20 protein-coding genes are annotated in these 18341 nt (G+C 64.8%); 17 read left to right on the forward strand and 3 right to left on the reverse strand.

Features of this window, described 5'->3' with window-relative positions:
• The first annotated feature begins 188 nt into the window (after nucleotides 1-188).
• Both ACX80G_RS11780 and ACX80G_RS11785 read left to right on the forward strand, forming a co-directional pair.
• Nucleotides 189-1049, forward strand: coding sequence for an SDR family oxidoreductase (locus ACX80G_RS11780; RefSeq protein ID WP_459307831.1), 861 nt, complete (start codon nucleotides 189-191; stop codon nucleotides 1047-1049).
• Between the two features lie 190 nt (nucleotides 1050-1239).
• Nucleotides 1240-1497: a hypothetical protein gene (locus ACX80G_RS11785; protein ID WP_459307832.1), complete on the forward strand. Its 258-nt coding sequence runs from the start codon at nucleotides 1240-1242 to the stop codon at nucleotides 1495-1497.
• Nucleotides 1498-1598: 101 nt separating this feature from the next.
• Here ACX80G_RS11785 and ACX80G_RS11790 read toward each other — a convergent pair whose 3' ends face one another.
• The gene (locus tag ACX80G_RS11790) at nucleotides 1599-1961 is read right to left on the reverse strand and encodes a hypothetical protein (protein ID WP_459307833.1); all 363 of its coding nucleotides are present in this window, start codon (nucleotides 1959-1961) and stop codon (nucleotides 1599-1601) included.
• Nucleotides 1962-2266: 305 nt separating this feature from the next.
• Here ACX80G_RS11790 and ACX80G_RS11795 point away from each other — a divergent pair, with 305 nt between their 5' ends.
• From ACX80G_RS11795 to ACX80G_RS11855, 13 genes are all read left to right on the forward strand, one after another.
• Nucleotides 2267-3148, forward strand: coding sequence for a biotin--[acetyl-CoA-carboxylase] ligase (locus tag ACX80G_RS11795; protein ID WP_459307834.1), 882 nt, complete (start codon nucleotides 2267-2269; stop codon nucleotides 3146-3148).
• A gap of 25 nt (nucleotides 3149-3173) precedes the next feature.
• Nucleotides 3174-3725 carry a PH domain-containing protein gene (locus ACX80G_RS11800; RefSeq protein WP_459307835.1) on the forward strand — a complete coding sequence of 184 codons (552 nt, stop codon included), beginning with the start codon at nucleotides 3174-3176 and terminating at the stop codon, nucleotides 3723-3725.
• 62 nt (nucleotides 3726-3787) lie between these two features.
• Entirely contained in the window at nucleotides 3788-4942 is a 1155-nt protein-coding gene (locus ACX80G_RS11805; RefSeq protein WP_459307836.1) for an adenylate/guanylate cyclase domain-containing protein, read from the forward strand.
• Nucleotides 4943-5050: 108 nt separating this feature from the next.
• Nucleotides 5051-5842, forward strand: a complete 792-nt coding sequence (locus tag ACX80G_RS11810; protein WP_459307837.1) for a PP2C family protein-serine/threonine phosphatase — start codon at nucleotides 5051-5053, stop codon at nucleotides 5840-5842.
• 253 nt (nucleotides 5843-6095) lie between these two features.
• The gene (locus ACX80G_RS11815) at nucleotides 6096-7622 is read left to right on the forward strand and encodes an AAA family ATPase (protein ID WP_459307838.1); all 1527 of its coding nucleotides are present in this window, start codon (nucleotides 6096-6098) and stop codon (nucleotides 7620-7622) included.
• Nucleotides 7623-7735: 113 nt separating this feature from the next.
• Nucleotides 7736-8872 carry a VOC family protein gene (locus ACX80G_RS11820; protein WP_459307839.1) on the forward strand — a complete coding sequence of 379 codons (1137 nt, stop codon included), beginning with the start codon at nucleotides 7736-7738 and terminating at the stop codon, nucleotides 8870-8872.
• Nucleotides 8755-9012, forward strand: coding sequence for a hypothetical protein (locus ACX80G_RS11825; RefSeq protein WP_459307919.1), 258 nt, complete (start codon nucleotides 8755-8757; stop codon nucleotides 9010-9012). The genes ACX80G_RS11820 and ACX80G_RS11825 overlap by 118 nt, the downstream gene beginning before the upstream one ends.
• Nucleotides 9013-9031: 19 nt before the next feature.
• The gene (locus ACX80G_RS11830) at nucleotides 9032-9550 is read left to right on the forward strand and encodes a hypothetical protein (RefSeq protein ID WP_459307840.1); all 519 of its coding nucleotides are present in this window, start codon (nucleotides 9032-9034) and stop codon (nucleotides 9548-9550) included.
• Nucleotides 9551-9941: 391 nt separating this feature from the next.
• Entirely contained in the window at nucleotides 9942-10439 is a 498-nt protein-coding gene (locus ACX80G_RS11835) for a UCP033725 family protein (protein WP_459307841.1), read from the forward strand.
• Nucleotides 10440-10453: 14 nt separating this feature from the next.
• The gene (ligA, locus tag ACX80G_RS11840; protein ID WP_459307842.1) at nucleotides 10454-12634 is read left to right on the forward strand and encodes an NAD-dependent DNA ligase LigA; all 2181 of its coding nucleotides are present in this window, start codon (nucleotides 10454-10456) and stop codon (nucleotides 12632-12634) included.
• On the forward strand, nucleotides 12631-13482 hold the full coding sequence (locus ACX80G_RS11845) for an inositol monophosphatase family protein (protein ID WP_459307843.1): 852 nt from the start codon (nucleotides 12631-12633) through the stop codon (nucleotides 13480-13482). Before ligA ends, ACX80G_RS11845 begins: the two co-directional genes overlap by 4 nt.
• Complete coding sequence (locus tag ACX80G_RS11850; RefSeq protein ID WP_459307844.1) at nucleotides 13479-13949, forward strand: DUF2087 domain-containing protein; 471 nt, start codon at nucleotides 13479-13481, stop codon at nucleotides 13947-13949. The genes ACX80G_RS11845 and ACX80G_RS11850 overlap by 4 nt, the downstream gene beginning before the upstream one ends.
• A gap of 105 nt (nucleotides 13950-14054) precedes the next feature.
• A complete protein-coding gene (locus tag ACX80G_RS11855; protein ID WP_459307845.1) occupies nucleotides 14055-14570 on the forward strand; it encodes a GNAT family N-acetyltransferase in 516 nt (171 codons plus the stop codon).
• Nucleotides 14571-14596: 26 nt separating this feature from the next.
• Here ACX80G_RS11855 and ACX80G_RS11860 read toward each other — a convergent pair whose 3' ends face one another.
• The gene (locus tag ACX80G_RS11860) at nucleotides 14597-15574 is read right to left on the reverse strand and encodes a zinc-binding dehydrogenase (RefSeq protein WP_459307846.1); all 978 of its coding nucleotides are present in this window, start codon (nucleotides 15572-15574) and stop codon (nucleotides 14597-14599) included.
• Between the two features lie 145 nt (nucleotides 15575-15719).
• On the opposite strand from ACX80G_RS11860, the gene ACX80G_RS11865 reads away from it, so the two are divergent.
• Entirely contained in the window at nucleotides 15720-16844 is a 1125-nt protein-coding gene (locus ACX80G_RS11865) for an alanine racemase (protein WP_459307847.1), read from the forward strand.
• Nucleotides 16845-16899: 55 nt separating this feature from the next.
• Nucleotides 16900-17469, forward strand: a complete 570-nt coding sequence (locus ACX80G_RS11870; RefSeq protein WP_459307848.1) for a hypothetical protein — start codon at nucleotides 16900-16902, stop codon at nucleotides 17467-17469.
• A 96-nt stretch (nucleotides 17470-17565) separates the two neighbouring features.
• Here the strand turns inward: ACX80G_RS11870 and ACX80G_RS11875 are convergent, their stop codons facing one another.
• A complete protein-coding gene (locus ACX80G_RS11875; RefSeq protein WP_459307849.1) occupies nucleotides 17566-18201 on the reverse strand; it encodes a dihydrofolate reductase family protein in 636 nt (211 codons plus the stop codon).
• Between the last annotated feature and the right edge of the window lie 140 nt (nucleotides 18202-18341).

Here is an 18341-nt window from a genome sequence, read left to right on the forward strand (position 1 = left end):
CGGGCCATTGTCGGGGTTAAGTAGGTTACCCACAAAGCGCCCGGCGTTTCTCCCAGTCTAGTGAGGGTTAAGGCCCTCACCACTGTAGGACACCTACAATTTCCCGCCCGCCGGGTTAGCCCTCCACCGCATGTTACCGGCGGGTAACAATTAGGGTCCGGGGGCATCCGTCCCACTATTCTTACTTCATGACAGCCAGCAATGACGCCCTACGTCAGTCCAGTCCGGCTACCCTCGCGGGTCGCACCATCCTGATGTCCGGCGGCAGCCGTGGGATCGGCCTTGCAATCGCAATGCGCGCCGCGCGCGACGGCGCCAACATCGCCCTGATGGCCAAAACGGGCGAGCCACACCCCAAACTCGACGGCACAGTCTTCACCGCCGCCGGGCAGATCCGCGACGCGGGAGGCAACGCCCTCCCGATCGTCGGCGATGTGAGGAACGACGACGACGTCGCCGCCGTGGTCGCCGCGGCCACGGCCGAGTTCGGTGGGATCGACGTCGTCGTCAATAACGCTTCGGCAATCGATCTCTCACCCACCCGCGACGTCAGCATGAAGCGCTACGACCTGATGGCCGATATCAACGTCCGGGGCACGTTCCTTCTCAGCAAACTCTCGCTGGAGGCTCTGCTGGCCTCAAACAACCCGCATATTCTGACCCTGTCGCCGCCGCTCAACCTGGAGCCGCGCTGGGCGGGCACCCATCTGGCCTACACCATGGCAAAGTACGGCATGAGCCTGACGACGCTTGGGCTGGCTGAGGAGTTCCGGGCAGCAGGAATCGCAGTCAACTCACTCTGGCCGCAGACCCTGATCGACACTGCAGCGATCAGGAACCTGCCTGGTGGGGAGCAGATCGTACACGGCGCGAGAAGTGCCGAGATCGTGGCCGATGCCGCCCACGCCATCCTGGTCCGCCCGTCCCGCTCCTGCACGGGCAATTTCTTCACCGATGAAGGGGTGCTGCGCGAGGAAGGCGTCACCGACTTCACCGGCTATAGTCTCGGTGCTGCCGAGGATCAGTTGGTCCCCGACATTTTCCTCTAGCCGGACCGCCCCTGACGGCGGAGGGCGGCAGCGACCTTTGCCACAATCCAGCCGCTGCCTTGGCGCAGATCGAGTTTGTTCAGCTTGACCTGCGCCCAGCCGAGCTCGGCGGCCCAGGCATCCCGACGCGCGTCGGCTGACTGTTGTCCGGGCGTCAGGTGGTGGGGCGCCGTCGTACTCTATGCAGGTCTTGTACTTCTCACACGCGAGATCGGACCAGAAGGCAACACCGCCCGTCGAGTCCTGCACTGGCCAATCGACGTTGAAGTCGGGAAGTCCGGCATCCTCGGCCATCAACCTCACCAGGGTCTCCGGCGGCGAATCGACGCCGACCCGCAGCCTGGCGAATGCCGCCCGCGGACCGTATTCCGCGCGTGCTGCGGTGGTGCTCGAGGTACGGCTCCAGGTCTGCGAGCAGGACGATGGCGCGCTTTGTCTCACCGAATGACCGCTGGTGGGAGCACACCAGGAAATCCCCGGCACAGACAAGGTGCTCGTGGCTGAGGAGGCCCGCAAGATCGAGCCAGGTCCGCACCGGTGAGGTCAGTGCTACGCCATGGAGTTCGACGACATCTCAGGGCTGAACCGCAAGCCGGTGCCCGGCCACACCGCGCCGGCGCGGCCCGGAGCCACCCATCGTGCGAGACAGGTGGACGGTTCGGTAGCGCACCATCGAGGGAGGGGGATTCCATGAATCGCAGCGGCGGTCGTATGACTGATGAAGGAGCCGGTACTCAGCTCGGTATAGGGACGGCACCGGTCCAGCATGCTTTGGCTGGATTGGCGGGGCACCCGGATGCCCCGGCTGGGAAGGCTCAGGTCGCTGGCCCGGGTGCGGCTCCGCGGAACCCCGATGGCCGTAGCCGCGTTCGTGGTGAAGGACCGCCCTTCGAGGGGGTCTGGAAGCTTCATCCGCCGTGTCATTGCTCCATTGGACAGCAATGTGGCCGACCGTGTGCGGGTTATCCACAGGCAGGGAACAATTGTGCAGCTGTGGTCGGTGGCTCGGTCAGACGTCGTCCCTGCCCGCCACCATTTGCGCAGCTGTGGCGGGTTCAGAGTCCGTCGAAAGGGGCGCCAGGAAACTTCTGCGCACGTGTGGCGGGTCGGAGCGCCTCGCACCCGCCAATGCTGCACAAATGTTTTGGGAGACCCGCCACAGCTGCGCACAACACGGCCGCATGCCAGGCCAAAGCCACGCTGGGTAAGATCAATCCATGACTTCCCGCTATTCCAGCCTCGAACGCCCCGGATTGGATGAAGCGGCGCTCCGGGACGCCCTCTGCGCGCCCAAGGGACTTTACGGGCGTCTTGATGTAGTCGCCGAGACCGGATCCACCAACACTGACCTCGCGACCCACGCAGCGACCCACCCCGGAGACTGGCCGGACCTCAGTGTCCTCACAGCCGAGCAGCAGAGCGCCGGACGCGGCCGGCTGGGCCGCACCTGGATTGCACCCGAACGCTCGTCGCTGATCCTCAGCATCCTGCTCCGGCCCCACAACCCGCAGGGCCGCCCGCTGCCGACGCACAGCTACTCCTGGCTTTCCTTGCTCGCCGCGCTCGCCCTCGCAGAGAGCATCGAGGAGCGCACCGAGATCAGCCCCCAACTCAAGTGGCCCAACGACGTCCTCGTCGACGGGCGCAAGCTGGCCGGGGTGCTGGCGCAGCTGGTCGCCGGCACCAACGAGGGGCCCGCTGCCGTCGTCGTCGGGGTAGGTGCCAATGTGTCTCTCACCGATCAGGAGCTGCCGGTGCCCACCGCCACCAGTCTGTTGCTCGAATACGCCACCACCACCGACCGCAATGTGCTGCTGCGTGCGTTCCTACGCCGGTTTGCGGACCACTATGCCGCCTTCCGGGCTGTCGACGGCGACGCCCGTTGCGACTGGGCTGACGGCACCACTCTCGCGCAGCGGGTCGGTAACCGGATGGTCACGCTCGGCCAGGATGTCCGGGTGGAGCTACCAGGTGGCGTTGAACTGCTCGGGCGGGCACTTGGCCTCGACGAGCATGGCGCACTTCTGGTCCGCGACTATGACGACGAACGGCACACGGTCACGGCTGGCGACGTCGTGCACTTGCGACCGGTTCCCTGACATGGGCGGCTGAGCAGCTGTGCGTATGAAGCTAGCGCCGGGAGAGCACGTCATTGTGCGGACCCGAGCCCATCCACGGTCGCTCCTGTTGCCCTTCGTCGGAGCGTTGGTGGTGCTTGCGGCGTCGGGCTTTGGGCTCGGCCTGCTGAGCCGGGATGGCCTCCCGACGGCCATCGTCGACTGGATGCCGCTGCTGGTGGTCTTACTCCTGGCGGTGGCGGCACTGATCCTGCTGCGGATCTTTGTGCGGCCGATGGTGAAGTGGTGGGGCATGCGCTATATCTTGACCAGTCGGCGGTTTATCAAACGGCACGGCATCGCCACCCGGCGGGAGCACGAGCTAGTGCTTGCCAGCATCTACCAACTGGACACCGGCCAGACGCTACTGCAGCGGTCAACCGGCAGCGGAACTCTGACCGTGGACCTGGGTCGCGACCGCACGGTGGTCTACCCGGATGTGCCGCGGGTGCACACCTTCAAGGAGTTTATGCTCGAGGCGATCGGGGACCTCCCCCTGACCGTCATGTTTGATGGTGTAGACATGGAAGCTGACCCGGTGCACGACCTTGAGGGGTAGTGATCACCGGCGAGACCACGGACGAGACCACGGACGAGACCACGGACGGGAGAGGAGCGATAATGACTGCCGACGACCAGTCCGACACCGGCCAGGACGCGCTGACGCCTGCCCCTGCCCTGCAGCCGCAGCAGGTGGAAACTTCGACCTCGGACGATGAGCTCGTCGCGCACCCCGAGCTCACCCGCGAAGCAATCCGGGATTTGGAGATCGAGTTGCTGGGCGCTGAGCGTACGCTGCGACGCCGGGATGTCGCCGCCCGCGCGGGCGTCTCATTGCTTTCCGCCCGGAAGCTGTGGCGGGCCATGGGGTTCCCCAACATTTCCGATGAGGACGTTGCCTTCACTGAGAAGGACAAGGACGCACTGATCACCATCATCGAGCTGGTCCGGAGCGAGAAGGTCTCCGAGAACGCTGCCATTTCCATCACCCGCGCCATCGGCCAGATGACCGACCGGATGGTGGTCTGGCAGATCGAAGCTCTGGTCGAAGAGATGGTCGCCCAACGGGAAATTCCTGACGCAGCCGCCCGGAAGGCATTGGTCGCTGAACTCCCTGACTTGATCGAGCCCCTCGAGAAAACCCTCGTCTACGCCTGGCGCCGACAACTCAACGCCGCCGTGCAGCGGCTCGCGTTGCGTGCTGAATCGGGACTGCAGGCCAGCGCCGAGGGCAGGGTGGGCGATGAGGACGACGCCCCGTTACCCTTGGCCCGCGCCGTCGGTTTCGCCGATCTGGTGTCCTATACGAGCCTGTCCCGGCAGATGAACGAGCGCACCCTCGCGCACTTGGTGCAGCGCTTTGAGAATGTATGCGCCGAGATCATCTCGGTGGGCGGCGGCCGGCTGGTCAAGACCATCGGTGATGAAGTGCTGTATATCGCCGAGTCTCCGGAGGCGGGTGCCGAGATTTCGCTGGCTCTGGCGAAGGCGTTCACCGAGGATGACCTGCTGCCGTCGGCACGGGTCTCGTTGGTGTGGGGGAGGATACTGTCCCGGCTGGGTGACATCTACGGGCCGACAGTGAATCTTGCCTCCCGCCTGACCTCCCTGGCCGAACCCGGGACCGTGCTGATCGACGCGTCAACGGCGGCCACTCTGCGAGACAACGACCGTTTCGTCCTGATCCCGCACAGCGCACGCACTATCAGGGGCTTTGGCGAGGTGCACCCGGTCACGCTGGCCCGCGGCACCGGTACCGGCCTGATCCTCGACTAGCTCCGCAGCGCACCGGAGGATGGGCAAGGGCAGCGAGTGAGGGTCGGCTAGGGTAGCCAAGTAACCATGTGACACATCGCATTCACGGCAGCTAGGTGGCAGGCGCAGATGACAACCGACAAGACACCGGCTCCCGGACTCGACCTCACGGTGAGCTGCGGGTACGCATCGGACTTGGGGTTGCGCCGCGAACACAACGAGGATTCGCTGGTCGCTGCCGACCCCCTCTTCGCTGTCGCCGATGGCATGGGTGGTCATGAGGCAGGGGAGGTGGCCAGCAGCATCTGCATTCGCACACTGATGCAGAGCCGGGTCGCAGGGCGGCCCCTGCCCGAACTTGATCCCGAGGAACTGCAGGAGCTCCTCGTCACCGCAGACGAGCGGATCCGCGCCGAAACCGGCGGGCGTGCGGGCACCACCCTCAGCGGAACCGTCCTGGTGCAGGACGGCGGTGTCCCTTACTGGCTTGTCTTCAATGTGGGAGATTCCCGCACCTACCGTCTCAGTGAGGGCGGGCTGGAACAAATCACCATCGACCATTCCGAGGTTCAGGAGCTCGTGGACTTCGGCCGCATCACCCCCGAAGAAGCATTGACGCATCCGCGCCGTCATGTGGTGACCCGCGCTCTGGGGACGGGGACCGACATCGACGCCGATTTCTGGCTGCTTTCCGCCGCCGTCGGCGACCGGATCCTGGTCTGCTCCGACGGCCTGATTAACGAGGTGGGCGACGAACAGATCTTCGATCTACTCACCACCCTCGCTCACCCCCAGGATGCTACCGACGCCCTGGTGCAGGCAGCGCTTCGCGCGGGCGGCAGAGACAACATTTCGGTGATCGTGGTGGACATCAGCGGAGGCAAACCCGGTCTTTTGACGACGGAGACACAAGGCCGCTAACGCCGTCGCCCGGGAAGCGTCGCCCGGGAAGCGTTGCCCGGGAAGCGGAGGACGCCGGGGTGGGTTTTCGGCGGCGGGCTGACGGGCTTTGAGGAGTGAGCGTGGTCGTACCGACGTCTCAGTGAGCAAACCAGACCCATGGGGTCAACCCAGGCATCGCGGCGGGAAATATCCAACCCCGATGCCCAGGTTGCTCACCGGGCCAGCGACGTAGAGCCGGTTGGCCTCTTGACGCACCTGCTAGCCTCCAATCATGGGGGACGATGCAGCACAATTCATGCGGGACTTCGGCGCGATGGTCCAGTTGGTGCAGGAGGCACAACCGGTTTCGCCGCGCGGACGGGAGCTCCTCGACACGTTGACCGCGCATCTCGGCGTCGAGCCGTCGACACTTCCCGTCGTCGTCGAGGAGGTGTCGCCTCACCGCTTCGTGGATGCGGACATCGTCCTCGCCTCCCTCACGGGCGCCGAGGGACGGCTCGTGGGTATTGGCGGCGGCGATCAGCGGCACCACATGACGTTGAGCGACATGCTCCAGCACTCCGAGCTGTATCTGAGCTTTCCGCTGTCGCAGCCCGACTACACGAATCTCCCGGTCGGCCCGGATGTCCAGCGGCAGACGGTTGCGCTCGGCTTACACCTCTTCGAATACCAAGGTGCAGCGATGGCCATCCTGCAGCGCAAGGCCGAGCCGCAGTATGGCCGCTCAAGCGCCTCGCTGGAGGTCATCTGCGCGGATCCCGCCGCTACCAGGGACTTTCTCGCCGAATTCCGGCGTCGTGTCCCGAAGGAGAGTGTGCTGCAAGGCCAGATCCTGTCCTTCACCATCGAAGAGTTCGGGCCAAGTGCAGCCGGCGTGACCTTCCTCCGGCGGCCGCACCTGACCGAGGACGACATCATCCTGCCCGAGGGCCTGCTGGACAGAGTGAGCGAGCATGCCCTCGGCATCGCCGCGCACCGGGACGCGCTGGTCGCTGCGGGCCAGCACCTCAAACGCGGCATCCTTCTCTACGGCCCGCCCGGCACCGGAAAAACCCACACAGTCCGCTATCTGCTCAGCGCCAGCGAGGGGACAACAGCGATCCTCCTGTCCGGTGGCACGCTCGCCCACGTCAGTGAGGCGGCCCGAATGGCGCGGGCATTGCAACCCTCCATCGTCGTCCTCGAGGACTGTGATCTGATCGCCGAGGACCGGAGCTTTGGGCACGGCCCGCAGCCGCTGCTCTTCGAAGTGCTCGACGCGATGGACGGACTCGACGACGACGCCGACGTCACCTTCGTCCTCACCACCAACCGGGTGGACATGTTCGAGCGGGCGCTCGCTCAGCGCCCCGGCCGCGTTGACCTCGCCATCGAAATACCCCTTCCCAGCGGACGCGAGCGAGCAGCGCTGCTCAGGCTGTATGCGCCTGAGGGGACGTTCAGCCCCGACGCTATCGTGTCGGCCGCTGAGGAGACTGAAGGATCAACGGCATCCTTCACCAAAGAACTGGTCCGGCGAGCGGTCCTGACGGCAGCGTCAGCGGGTGTACCGGTCGGTGATAGCCACCTGCAGCGCGCGGTGACTGAGCTGATGTCGGACGGCGCCACCCTGACGAGAAGCCTGCTCGGTAGCAACGGGCCGTCGGTTGGCGCAGACCCCGAATCCGGTCACGGATCCTTCGGGTACTTTCCCGAGGTCGACCACTCTTCCGGGGGCTATGTTTCGCCTTACCGGTCCACGACGTCGGTGTCCTTCGACAGTCCACCGCCCGACCCAGCCGACGAGGACCGCACCTAGTGCCCAGACCCATCCGGATCGAGTCAACAGATATGACCGATCTCGGGCGAGTATTCGGCTATTGGTGCTGACTCGATCTGTTGTGGAAGGGGGCGGACGATAGGGTGTGGGACATGTATCTGGAGAACATCGTGATTGACGCGGCCGAGCCGCAGCGGCTGGGCAGGTTCTGGGAGGCAGCGCTCGACGGCGACCGCCTTACCGATGAGGCCGGGATCTTCGAGACCCGGCTCTCCCTTGACGGCGGACCCGCGCTCAACCTGTGCTTCCAGCGAGCGACCGAGCTGCCAGCGGCGGAGCCCCGGATTCACTTTGATCTACTGGGCGCGGAGCGCCAGATAGACGTCGTCGAGCGGCTGCTAGGACTCGGCGCCCGACATCTCGATATCGGTCAGATCGGCGTTCCATGGACGGTGCTCGCCGATCCGGAAGGTAACGCGTTCTGCGTGGTGAACGATCGGGCAGCGTATCTCGGTACTGGACCGATCGCTGCACTCCTCATCGATTCCGCTGACCCGGACCGGGACGCGCAGTTCTGGTCGTGGCTTACGGAATGGCCGCAACAGGCTCGAGCGCCAGGGATTTTGCGCCACCCCTCGCGGCGGGGTCCCCTGCTGGAGTTTTGCCCCGAGCCGGCACCCAAGGGCGCCACGAAGAACCAACTCCATCTCGATATCCGGCTTGAGGCTGGAGATGATCCCGACGACGTCGCCGCGGCTATCACCGAGCGCGGTGGTCACGAGCTCCACCCGGCCTGGGGGGATTTGCCGTGGCGGATTTACGCGGATCCTTCGGGTAACGAGTTCTGCGTGCTACCCATCCGACCGGGAGACACCGAGAACCCAGCGATGAATGAGATGGGGATTGATGTGCGGCTGGTGCCTCCGCTCGACCCCGCAACCACTCGACCGGATCCGCGGGTGCGTGAACGGCCTGCCCGGACGGGACCCTCGTCTCGGGTCACTACATCCAATGGAACGGGCACTTCTACGAGGGTTACTCGATCGGAACCGATCTGTGGATTCGTCACCGCGTCAAGGGTGCTTTGTCAGCAGAGTGAATCGCGATTCCAGGCTCCTACAACGAAACATCCGGGAGAAGGACCTTTCGGCGAAAGGTCCCGAGAAGCGAAGTGGAGCGGTACGTCCGGATCCACGCCTCAGGGACCTGGCGAGGACAGCAGATCGGCATCGAACAGTACATCGACAATGGGACGGTGGCCGTCAGGGGCGGGTACTCCCCGGAGATGATCCAGTTAATCGAGACCGGGGCCGCTCCCCAGCTTAAAGTATCTGAAGCGGGTCGTGCCGGCGTTACCGGGTTTCTGCCCTGGTCCGAGATATCCAACCTCGGCACCGAGATGGTCGACCTGCCCCTGCCTGAGGCTTGAAGTGACGAGATTGCGGTTGGTGCCCCCTTTGGACCCCGAAAACATCCCCCCGGACCTTCCTGGGCTCGAGTGGTACATAGCCTGCCCTGATGGCACCCTCATTTCGGGTGTCTACATCAAATGGCAGGGCAGTTATTACAGCGGCTACTCAATCGGTACCGACATGTGGATCGAGGACCGGGTCAAGGGTGACTTGCCTTGGGAATGGATACCGATTCCCGGCACTTTCCATGAAGGGTCGGAGCGGTCGAGTTTTCGCCGATATATTCCGATGGACGAGGTGGAGCGGTTCGTGAGCCTCCGCTCCACCGGGATCTGGAAGGGACTCGAGTTCGAGGTTATTGCATATTCTGAAGACGGCATTGTCGCCGTCCACGGGGGATATTCTCCAGCCATGATTGAACTGCTGAAGTCCGGGTGCGCTCCTCAGCTGGAAGTGCTTGAGTCGGGGCGCGCGGGCGTTATTGGCGACCTTCCGTGGGCGGAGATGTCCAACTTCCGCACCGAAATGACTGACGTGCCGCTGCCCAAGGCCTAGGGTCTTGGCAACAGCTGGTCCCGAGTTAGATCTGGGTCCTAAACCCGGACACCCCACAACCAAAAGATTTACGGTGATCTTTCAGAAGGCCCTCAGCCTGGCGCACGGGGTGGCTTCCCCGGATCACCCTGGGATTCCAACGCCACCCATTTCGATGTCCTCCGCTTCGCCGAGCCGCCAGCTGTGTACGTACATACCCCGATGGCGCCCGACGTTGTCGACCGTCCTCCGGTTACGGGTAACGGCTCCGCGCTGTATGACGGCGGGGTGGTGCCTCAGTACTTCCTCGACGAGGTGAGGATTCCTCCCGCCGCCGAGCTCTGGCGGGCGGGCCGCGAGGGGACGGGAGCAACTGATCACTGTGTACCGGGATGTGGCCAAAGGGTGGGCTGTGGTCGAGGGATCCGGGCTAGCCAGCCCCGCCCCCACCGTGCCGGACGTTATCATCGGCTGGGTGGCGGTCTGGGACGGGTTCCGGTTCAGCGCCGATCTGGTCAAGGACAACACCGCCGTGATCCTCGCGGCAACCAGCCAGCCACCCGCGGAGATGGAAGGATTCACCCAGACTGACCGCGGCTGCTGGGCGAAGGAAGTTCCGGTCGCGGAACTCGACAAGCTATTCGAACTGAACTCGACCTGCCGCTGGAACGGCCATCCGTTCAGGATTACTGCTGTGGCCTACGACGGCGACGCCCGCCTGTTCCGTCTCTTCTACGCCGGCCACAACGCCGACACCGCCGAATCATTGCGCCTCAACAAGGCCGACGCCGGCGTGTACTGGACGGTGGTCCCCGAATCCGAGGTCACCGACGTCGAGCTGATTCAGAACACGCTGAAGGACCTTCGGGTCGGCTCCTGGCCGCCTAGCGCGCATCGGGTCGGGGACTGAGGCAAGATAGGACTGTGGCCAGAACAACTGACAAATCGGGTATCGAACTCACTCCGGACCAGACGCCGGTCGATTCCCTGCGGGAGGAATACGATTCCCTGGCGGAGGAGGTGCGCCGGCATCGGTTTGCCTACTACAACGAGAACGCGCCAACGATCTCCGACGCGCAGTTTGATGAGCTGTTCCGGCGGTTGGAGAAGATCGAGGCACTGCACCCGGAGCTGATCGCCAACGATTCACCCACCCAGGAGGTTGGCGGCGACGCCTCCTCGGCGTTCGCCGCCGTCGACCACCTACAGCGCATGTACAGCCTGGAGGACGTCTTCTCCCTGGACGAGTTGGACGTCTGGGTGAGCCGGGCCGCCGCGAGCGTCGAGTCCGTCAGCCCGGGCAGCACCATCAAGTGGTTGACCGAGCTGAAGATCGACGGGCTGGCCGTCAACCTGCTGTACCGGAACGGTGAACTGGTGCGGGCGGCGACCCGCGGCGACGGCGCCACCGGTGAGGACATCACCCACAACGTCCTCACCATCAAGTCGATCCCCAGGACCCTCGCCGGGACGGGCCATCCCGCCGAAATGGAGGTGCGCGGCGAAGTGTTCTTCCCGTCTGCTGCCTTTGCCCAGCTCAACGAACGGATGGTCGCCGCCGGGAAGGCGCCGTTCGCCAACCCCCGCAACGGGGCAGCTGGATCCCTGCGCCAGAAGGACCCTGCGCTCACGGCCGAGCGGCCGCTGGACATGTACGTGCACGGGATCGGCGTCCGCGAGGGCCTCACAGCCCAGTCCCAATCGGAAACCTACGGTCTCCTCAAGGAATGGGGCCTTCCTACCTCCCCGTACTATAAGGTGCTCGACGACGCCGCGGCGGTGGTGGACTTCATCGAGCACTACGGCAAACACCGGCATGACCTGTTCCACGAGATCGACGGCATAGTCGTGAAAGTGGACGACTTCGGCCTGCAGCGGGCACTGGGCCACACTTCCCGGGTGCCCCGCTGGTCGGTGGCCTTCAAATATCCGCCGGAAGAGGTCAACACCCGGCTGCTGGATATCCGCGTGAACGTGGGCCGCACCGGCCGGGTCACACCGTTTGGGCTCATGGAGCCGGTCAAGGTGGCCGGGTCCACCGTCGAGATGGCCACCCTACACAACCAGGATGTGGTGAAGGCCAAGGGTGTCCTGATCGGCGACATGGTGGTGCTCCGCAAGGCCGGTGACGTGATCCCGGAAATTGTGGGCCCCGTCGTCGCACTGCGTGACGGCACCGAACGCGAATTCGTTATGCCCACCGAATGCCCCTCCTGCGGCACGCCCCTCGCGCCGGCGAAGGATGGCGACGTCGACATTCGCTGCCCCAATGCCCGGTCCTGCCCCTCGCAGCTGCGGGAACGGGTCTTCCACCTGGCCGGCCGAGGCGGGTTCGACATCGAGGCCCTGGGCTGGGAGGCGGCAATTGCCCTGACCCAGCCCGCCGAACCAGTCGACCCGCCGCTGACGTCCGAAGCACAGCTGTTTGACCTTACCCCCGAGGCGCTCGCCGACGTGCGGATCCTCCGCGACAAGCGGGTCAAGGGTGAGGTGATGGGCAAGGAACTGGTGCCCTACTTCTACACCAAGGGCACCGCCAAGAAGCCGTCCGAGCCCAGCGCCAACACCCGCCGGCTGTTCACCGAACTGGAGAAGGCGAAGCTGCAGCCGCTCTGGCGGGTGCTGGTCGCCCTCTCGGTCAGGCATGTCGGACCCACCGCCTCGCGAGCCTTGGCCACCGCGTTCGGGTCAATGGAACGGATCCGCGCAGCGTCCGAGGATGAGCTCGCTCACGTCGACGGCGTCGGCCCCACCATCGCCGCCGCACTCACCGAATGGTTCGCCGAGGACTGGCACCGGGAGATCGTCGACGCCTGGGCGGCGGCCGGCGTCAGGATGGAGGACGACGTCGACACCTCCATGCCGCGCACGCTGGAGGGGGTGACCGTCGTCGTCACCGGCTCGCTGGAACACTACAGCCGGGATGAGGCGAAGGAGGCGATCATCCGACGGGGCGGTAAAGCATCGGGGTCGGTGTCGAAGAACACCCACTTTGTGGTGGCCGGGGAGAACGCCGGCACCAAACTGGACAAGGCTGAGGCTCTGGGGTTGACGGTGTTGGACGAGGACGGGTTCACCCGGCTACTCGAAGAGGGCCCGGAGTGAACGGGTCCGCGCTGGAACTGCTGCACCTGGCGAAGCAGGCGGCCTCCGCGGGAGCGGATGTGTTGGCGCGGCGCAGCGTCGAATCCCTCGAGGCGCAGAACAAGAGTTCGGACAGCGACTGGGTGACGGCGTTCGACCTGGCCGCCGAACGGGCGGTACGGAATGTGATTTCCCGCTCCCGGCCCCACGATGTGATCACCGGCGAGGAGCTGGGCACCACTGTGCCTGACCGAGCCTCGGGCGCCGGGCGGGTGCGCTGGTCGATCGACCCGCTGGACGGCACCACCAACTTCATCCGCAACATTGTCTACTACTGCACCTCGGTGGCGGCGATGGACGCCGGCGGCCAGTGGCTTGCCGGGGTGGTGCACGCGCCCGCGCTGGACCGGGTGTACTGGGCGGCCAAGGGGCAGGGCGCCTGGCTGCGGGACCACGGCCGGGTAACCCGCCTCGACGGCCCCGACGTCGGGCGGAAGGGTGCGTTGCTGGGTACCGGTTTCAGTTACGACGCCGTTGTCCGGACCCAGCAGCTAGGGGAGTTGGGTGGGCTGCTGGACGGCTTCGGTGACGTCCGGCGGCTCGGCTCGGCGGCGCTTGACCTGTGTATGGTCGCCGACGGCACCCTCGACGGGTACGCCGAACGTGGCCTCAACGAACACGACTGGGCCGCCGGTGCGCTGATCGCGGAGGAGGCGGGCGCCACCGTGCTCCGCCCTCACCTCACCTCGGCGCTCGCCGGGGGACCGGACGAGGCCGAGCGGCTTGCCGCCGTGACCCTTGCAGGGGCACCCAGCTTTGTGCAGCGGGCGGCAGGGTTGCCCACTGGGATCATGGGGGCCGCTGAATGACAGCGAGCTGGCAGAAGGTCTTTTCAACCCTGTCCGCACCCCGGTTGCGCGAACTCTATGCCGCAGCGGTGCTGGGAGTCGAGACCGTCGCAACCGCCAGGGAACTCGACAAACTGGCGGACGCCGGGCTGCTCGGCGCCGATGGCACAGTCAACGCGGACCTGTTCCGGGAGGTCCTCGGCGCTGCATCGCGGGATAGGCCCCAGGGAGTGGACCGCTTCTTTGCCGACGGGCACCTCGACGGGCTGCCCCGCAATCCTGCCGAAAGGCGGGCGGTTCTCGAGCACCTGACTGAGCGGTTGATCCCGGCCGACCGGGAGCTGACGGAACGCGAGGTGAACCTGGTGCTATCGACGGTGACCCGGGACGTCCTTACCCTGCGTCGCGCACTGGTCGACTACGGCCACTTGGCCCGTCGCCCGGACGGCACCGGGTATCGTCGTGCAGGCGCGTCGGTGCTTGAGTAGTGCACGACGGTGTGCAGGACAGTGTGACGACGAGCTAGGGCGTGAAGCAAAATTGGAAGACAACGTTCCGACGTCGTACCCGCACGATTTCCCGATGAGGACTTGATGACCCCCCACGCTCCAGCCGACCTGACGATCCGCCCCGTGACGGAAGCGGACTACGACGACGTCCGCCGTATCACCTGCTCCGCCTACCTGGAGGCGGGATACTTCGAGGCCTCCGACCACCCCTACATGCGGGTGCTGGCCGACGTCGAACACCGTGCCGAGCACGCCGAGATCTGGGTGGCGGAACGCGATGGGGTGGTGGTTGCCTCGGTGGCCATCACGTTCGAGGGGCAGCGGTACACCGACATCGCCGTCACCGGTGAGCTGGAGTTCAGGATGCTCGCCGTCGATCCATTGCTGCAGCGCGGCGGGGTGGGCCGGATCATGGTGGAGGCCATCATCGAGCATGCCAGGTCCCTGGACGGCATCTCGGCCGTCAGCCTGACCAGCGGCTCTGACATGACCCGCGCCCACGCCCTCTACCGTTCGCTGGGTTTTGTGCGGCAGCCCGAGCGGGACTGGTGGGTGCCCAATGAGGAGATTCTGCTCTGGGTGTTCCGGTTGGCCCTCTAAGCCCACCACCGCACAGGCGGTCGCGCTTACGGGCGCAGCATGACCTTACCTTTGCGACCTGCGACAAAGTTGGCTTTCGACGCCTCGTGCACCTGCTCGAGTGAATAGCGCTCCTCGATCGGGAAGGACAGGGTTCCGTCCTGCACCCTCATCAGAAGTTCACTGAACAGCTCACCGCGACGCTGCGATGGCAGTTCGCGCATCACTGTGCTGCCCCAGAAGCCCTTGACCGTCAAGTTCTTGAAGATGATAGCCCCGGAGTCGAGCGCCACGGTGCTTCCGCCCATTGCCCCGAACACCACGAGGGTGGCGTTTTCGCCAAGCTGGGAGAGAACAGCCTTGCTGGCTTCGCCGCCCACCGAATCCACGCCGGCGACGATCGTAGCGCCGCCGGTGAGCTCGACCACCCGCTCCTGCCAGCCCTCGTTTTCGGTCGAAACAATCCGCTCGATACCCTGCGCGGCAAGCTCATCGACTCCCGCATCACGACGTACCAGGCCGACGACGTTGATGCCACGGGTTGGAGCGAGTTGAGCCAGCAACCGGCCAACCGCGCCGTTCGCGGCATTCTGGATGATCCAGTCGCCCTCGGTGAGGTCGAGCCAGTCGAGGAGCGCGAGGGCTGAGAACGGCATGGCGACGAGCTGTGAGGCGACGTCGTCGGTAGCTTCATCGTCAACGGGAATCAGCCCCTGGGCCTGGGCGATAAAGTACTCAGCCCACACTCCGAAGGTGCCCCCGGTGGCGACCCGCTGGCCGACGGTGAGGTTTCCGACGTCGTCCCCCAGTGCGTCGATGACCCCTACTGCCTCGCTACCCGCCTGGGCGGGAAGCTCGGGCTTGAAGCCGTACGTTCCTCGAACCGTCCAGAGGTCGTGGTTATGGATGGGCGATAGCAGGGTGCGGACACGAACCTGGCCGGGGCCGGGCTCGGGAGTTGCAATGTCATCCACCTGCAGGACATCCCAGGGTTCCCCAAAGGTGTGCTGACGAATAGCGCGCATCGTTGCCTTCTTCCTTCTCCGTGTGGTTACCGGGACGATAACCACAGGGCAGGATGCGGTATTCCTGGTTCGCGGTTATGAGAAGGTCGACGGGGCTGTCAAAGTCGTCGGCACCAGCGATGTGGGGTTGGGAAGGAGAAAAACAATGAGCGTTGTGCCGGAGGGTGTTGAGACGCCGGAGGTAATGATCGACCGGGAGGTCCTGGTGCGCAATATCGACCGGATGGCCGCAACGGTGCGGGAGAAGGGATTAGACCTGCGCCCCCATGTGAAGACCCATAAGCTCCCGCAGATTGCCGCCCTCCAGATCGCTGCGGGTGCGGTGGGGCTGACGGTGGCGACCATCGGGGAGGCCGAAGTCTTCGTGGAGCATGGTGCGACAGATCTTTTCATCGCCTACCCGTTGTGGGTTACTTCTCACCACGCCAGCCGTCTGGTTCACCTCAGCACCGCGGCCCGCGTTTCGGTCGGTGCGGATTCGGTTGAGGCCGCGAGGGTGATGGGCACCACGTTGGCGGATGCCGCCAACCGGATCGAAATCCTGGTGGAGATTGACAGCGGTCATCACCGCAGCGGCGTCAGCCCAGCCGGTGCCGTGGAGATCGCCCGTGCTGCGGCTGGTGCTGGGCTGCGGGTGACGGGGGTCTTCACCTTCCCGGGGCACAGCTATGCGCCAGGGATGCCTGCTCGGGCAGCTGAACAGGAACAGCAGGCCCTTAGCGAAGCAACGGACCTGCTGAGGACTGCGGGTTTCGAGATCACCCGGATCAGTGGCGGATCCACCCCGACGGCGGTGCTCACCGGACCGGTGGCGGCAACATCATCGGCAACGTCGGCGGCAACAGAGGTCCGTCCCGGGGTGTACGTCTTCGGCGACGCTCAACAGTTGGAACTCGAACGGTGCACTCTCACCGATATTGCCTTGACCATCGCGGCAACCGTTGTCAGTCGCCACGAGGGCGGCGCCGACGCGCCACGTCGACTGGTCCTCGACGCCGGCAGCAAGGTGATCGGCAGCGACCGCCCGGCCTGGACCACGGGGTTTGGGCGTCTCATGGATCATCCCGAGGCTCGTATCACAGCCCTTTCCGAGCACCACGCCACCGTCGTCTGGCCCGATGACAGCCCATTGCCAGCCCTGGGGGAGCGCCTGCGGGTGATTCCCAACCATGTGTGCCTGACCATGAACCTTGTGGATGAGGTCACGGTGCTGAGCCGCGGCGTCGTCGTCGACCATTGGAGTGTTGCAGCGCGCGGCAGGAACAAGTAGCCGGGGTGCCAGACCCAGCCATGTACAGCGTGGACTCCTGGGCGTACGGACATCGTTGGGTGCGCCGGTCGACGTCGTCACTGATGCCTTGAAGGTTGGTGCTCGCGAATATGCCGAAGATTACGCGCTGCCAATCGACGAGGCGGTGGACCGCTTGAGCCACCAGGAGGACCTGTCGGCGCTGCTGGGACGGATCAGTATGGTTGCCGGACCTCGGTTAGCGGGAGCATTCCTGCGGCATGAGCCCGCGTTTGGTGGTGTTGTGAGGCTGACGGGGGAGGGGCCCTTGTCCGGGCTGGATGCCATCCTCAGTGATCCGCTTCGGCCCTTAGTGACGATCAGGTACGGAGCTGAATACTCGGAGCGGGCCCTAGTGAAGGCGATTGAGGACACCTCCTGGGCGAAGATGTCACCGACCATTCAGGGTGTTTACTTCGATGCGGTGTCCGGTGAGATCGTCGTGGATGTCGTGGATGTCGTGGATGTCGTGGATGTCGTGGATGATGGGGTCGCTCTGGCGGATGCGCTTGCAAGCCAACCCCAACTCCGGGACTTGCCGGTGCGGATTAACGTCGTCGGAGCCCCGCTGTCGGATTCGTTAGGAATGGCCGGGGATTCTCCTTGAGGATGAGTCATGAACCGTCCCGCTGGCAGGCGCCGTCGGGCTAATGCTGGCTGCTGTTGCCATACTCCAGGCACAGGTGCGACCCATCGTGGCGCTTTAGCGGACGACGTCGTACACGGCCTTGACTACTCCGTTGGAGTAGGCGGCGGATTCCCTGAGGCTGAGTTTCTGTGAATCCCGGTTGGTGAGATTGAAGAGCCTCTTGCCGGAACCAAGAATCACCGGATACACAAGGAGGTTGTACCGGTCAATGAGTCCCGCGTCGTCGAGGCTTCGGGCCAGCCCCGAACTGCCGTGGATGAAGATGGCGCCCCCGTTGCATTGTTTGAGCGCTGCAACATCATCGATCGATCGGAGGACCTCAATCGGCCCCCAGCCATCAATGAGGGCGTCGGCCCCGAGCGTCGTTGACACCACAAACTTCGGCAGGTCCTGATAGCTCGCGTGATCTTCAGATTGAGACCAGATCGGAGAAAAATCCTCGTAACTCTGGCGGCCGAACATCAACGCTGACGTCTCAGCCAACTCCTCGCTTTTGAGGGAGAACGATTCGGGAACGAACTCGGCATTCAACACCCACCCACCGCTGGGGTGGCCCTCAATTGTTCCACCCGGTGAATCCACCACGCCGTCGAGCGTCATGAAACCGGTCCACACTAGTTCCCGGGCCACCGCAACCTCCTTCTTCTTAGGGCCGTCCAGCCCCATGTCATGCTCCATCTTCAGCCCCATGCGGATTTGCTGCAAGGCTTGCTTGGGGCGGATCCTCGTTGTTGGGTTGTGTTCAGACCCCTTTATAGTCGAAGGTTTGTTCGAGAGATTTATCCACATAGGGCGGTCAGTCCTCGAAATGTCGGGGCGGTTTGGGACAA

Source organism: Arthrobacter glycogeni (assembly GCF_054510815.1).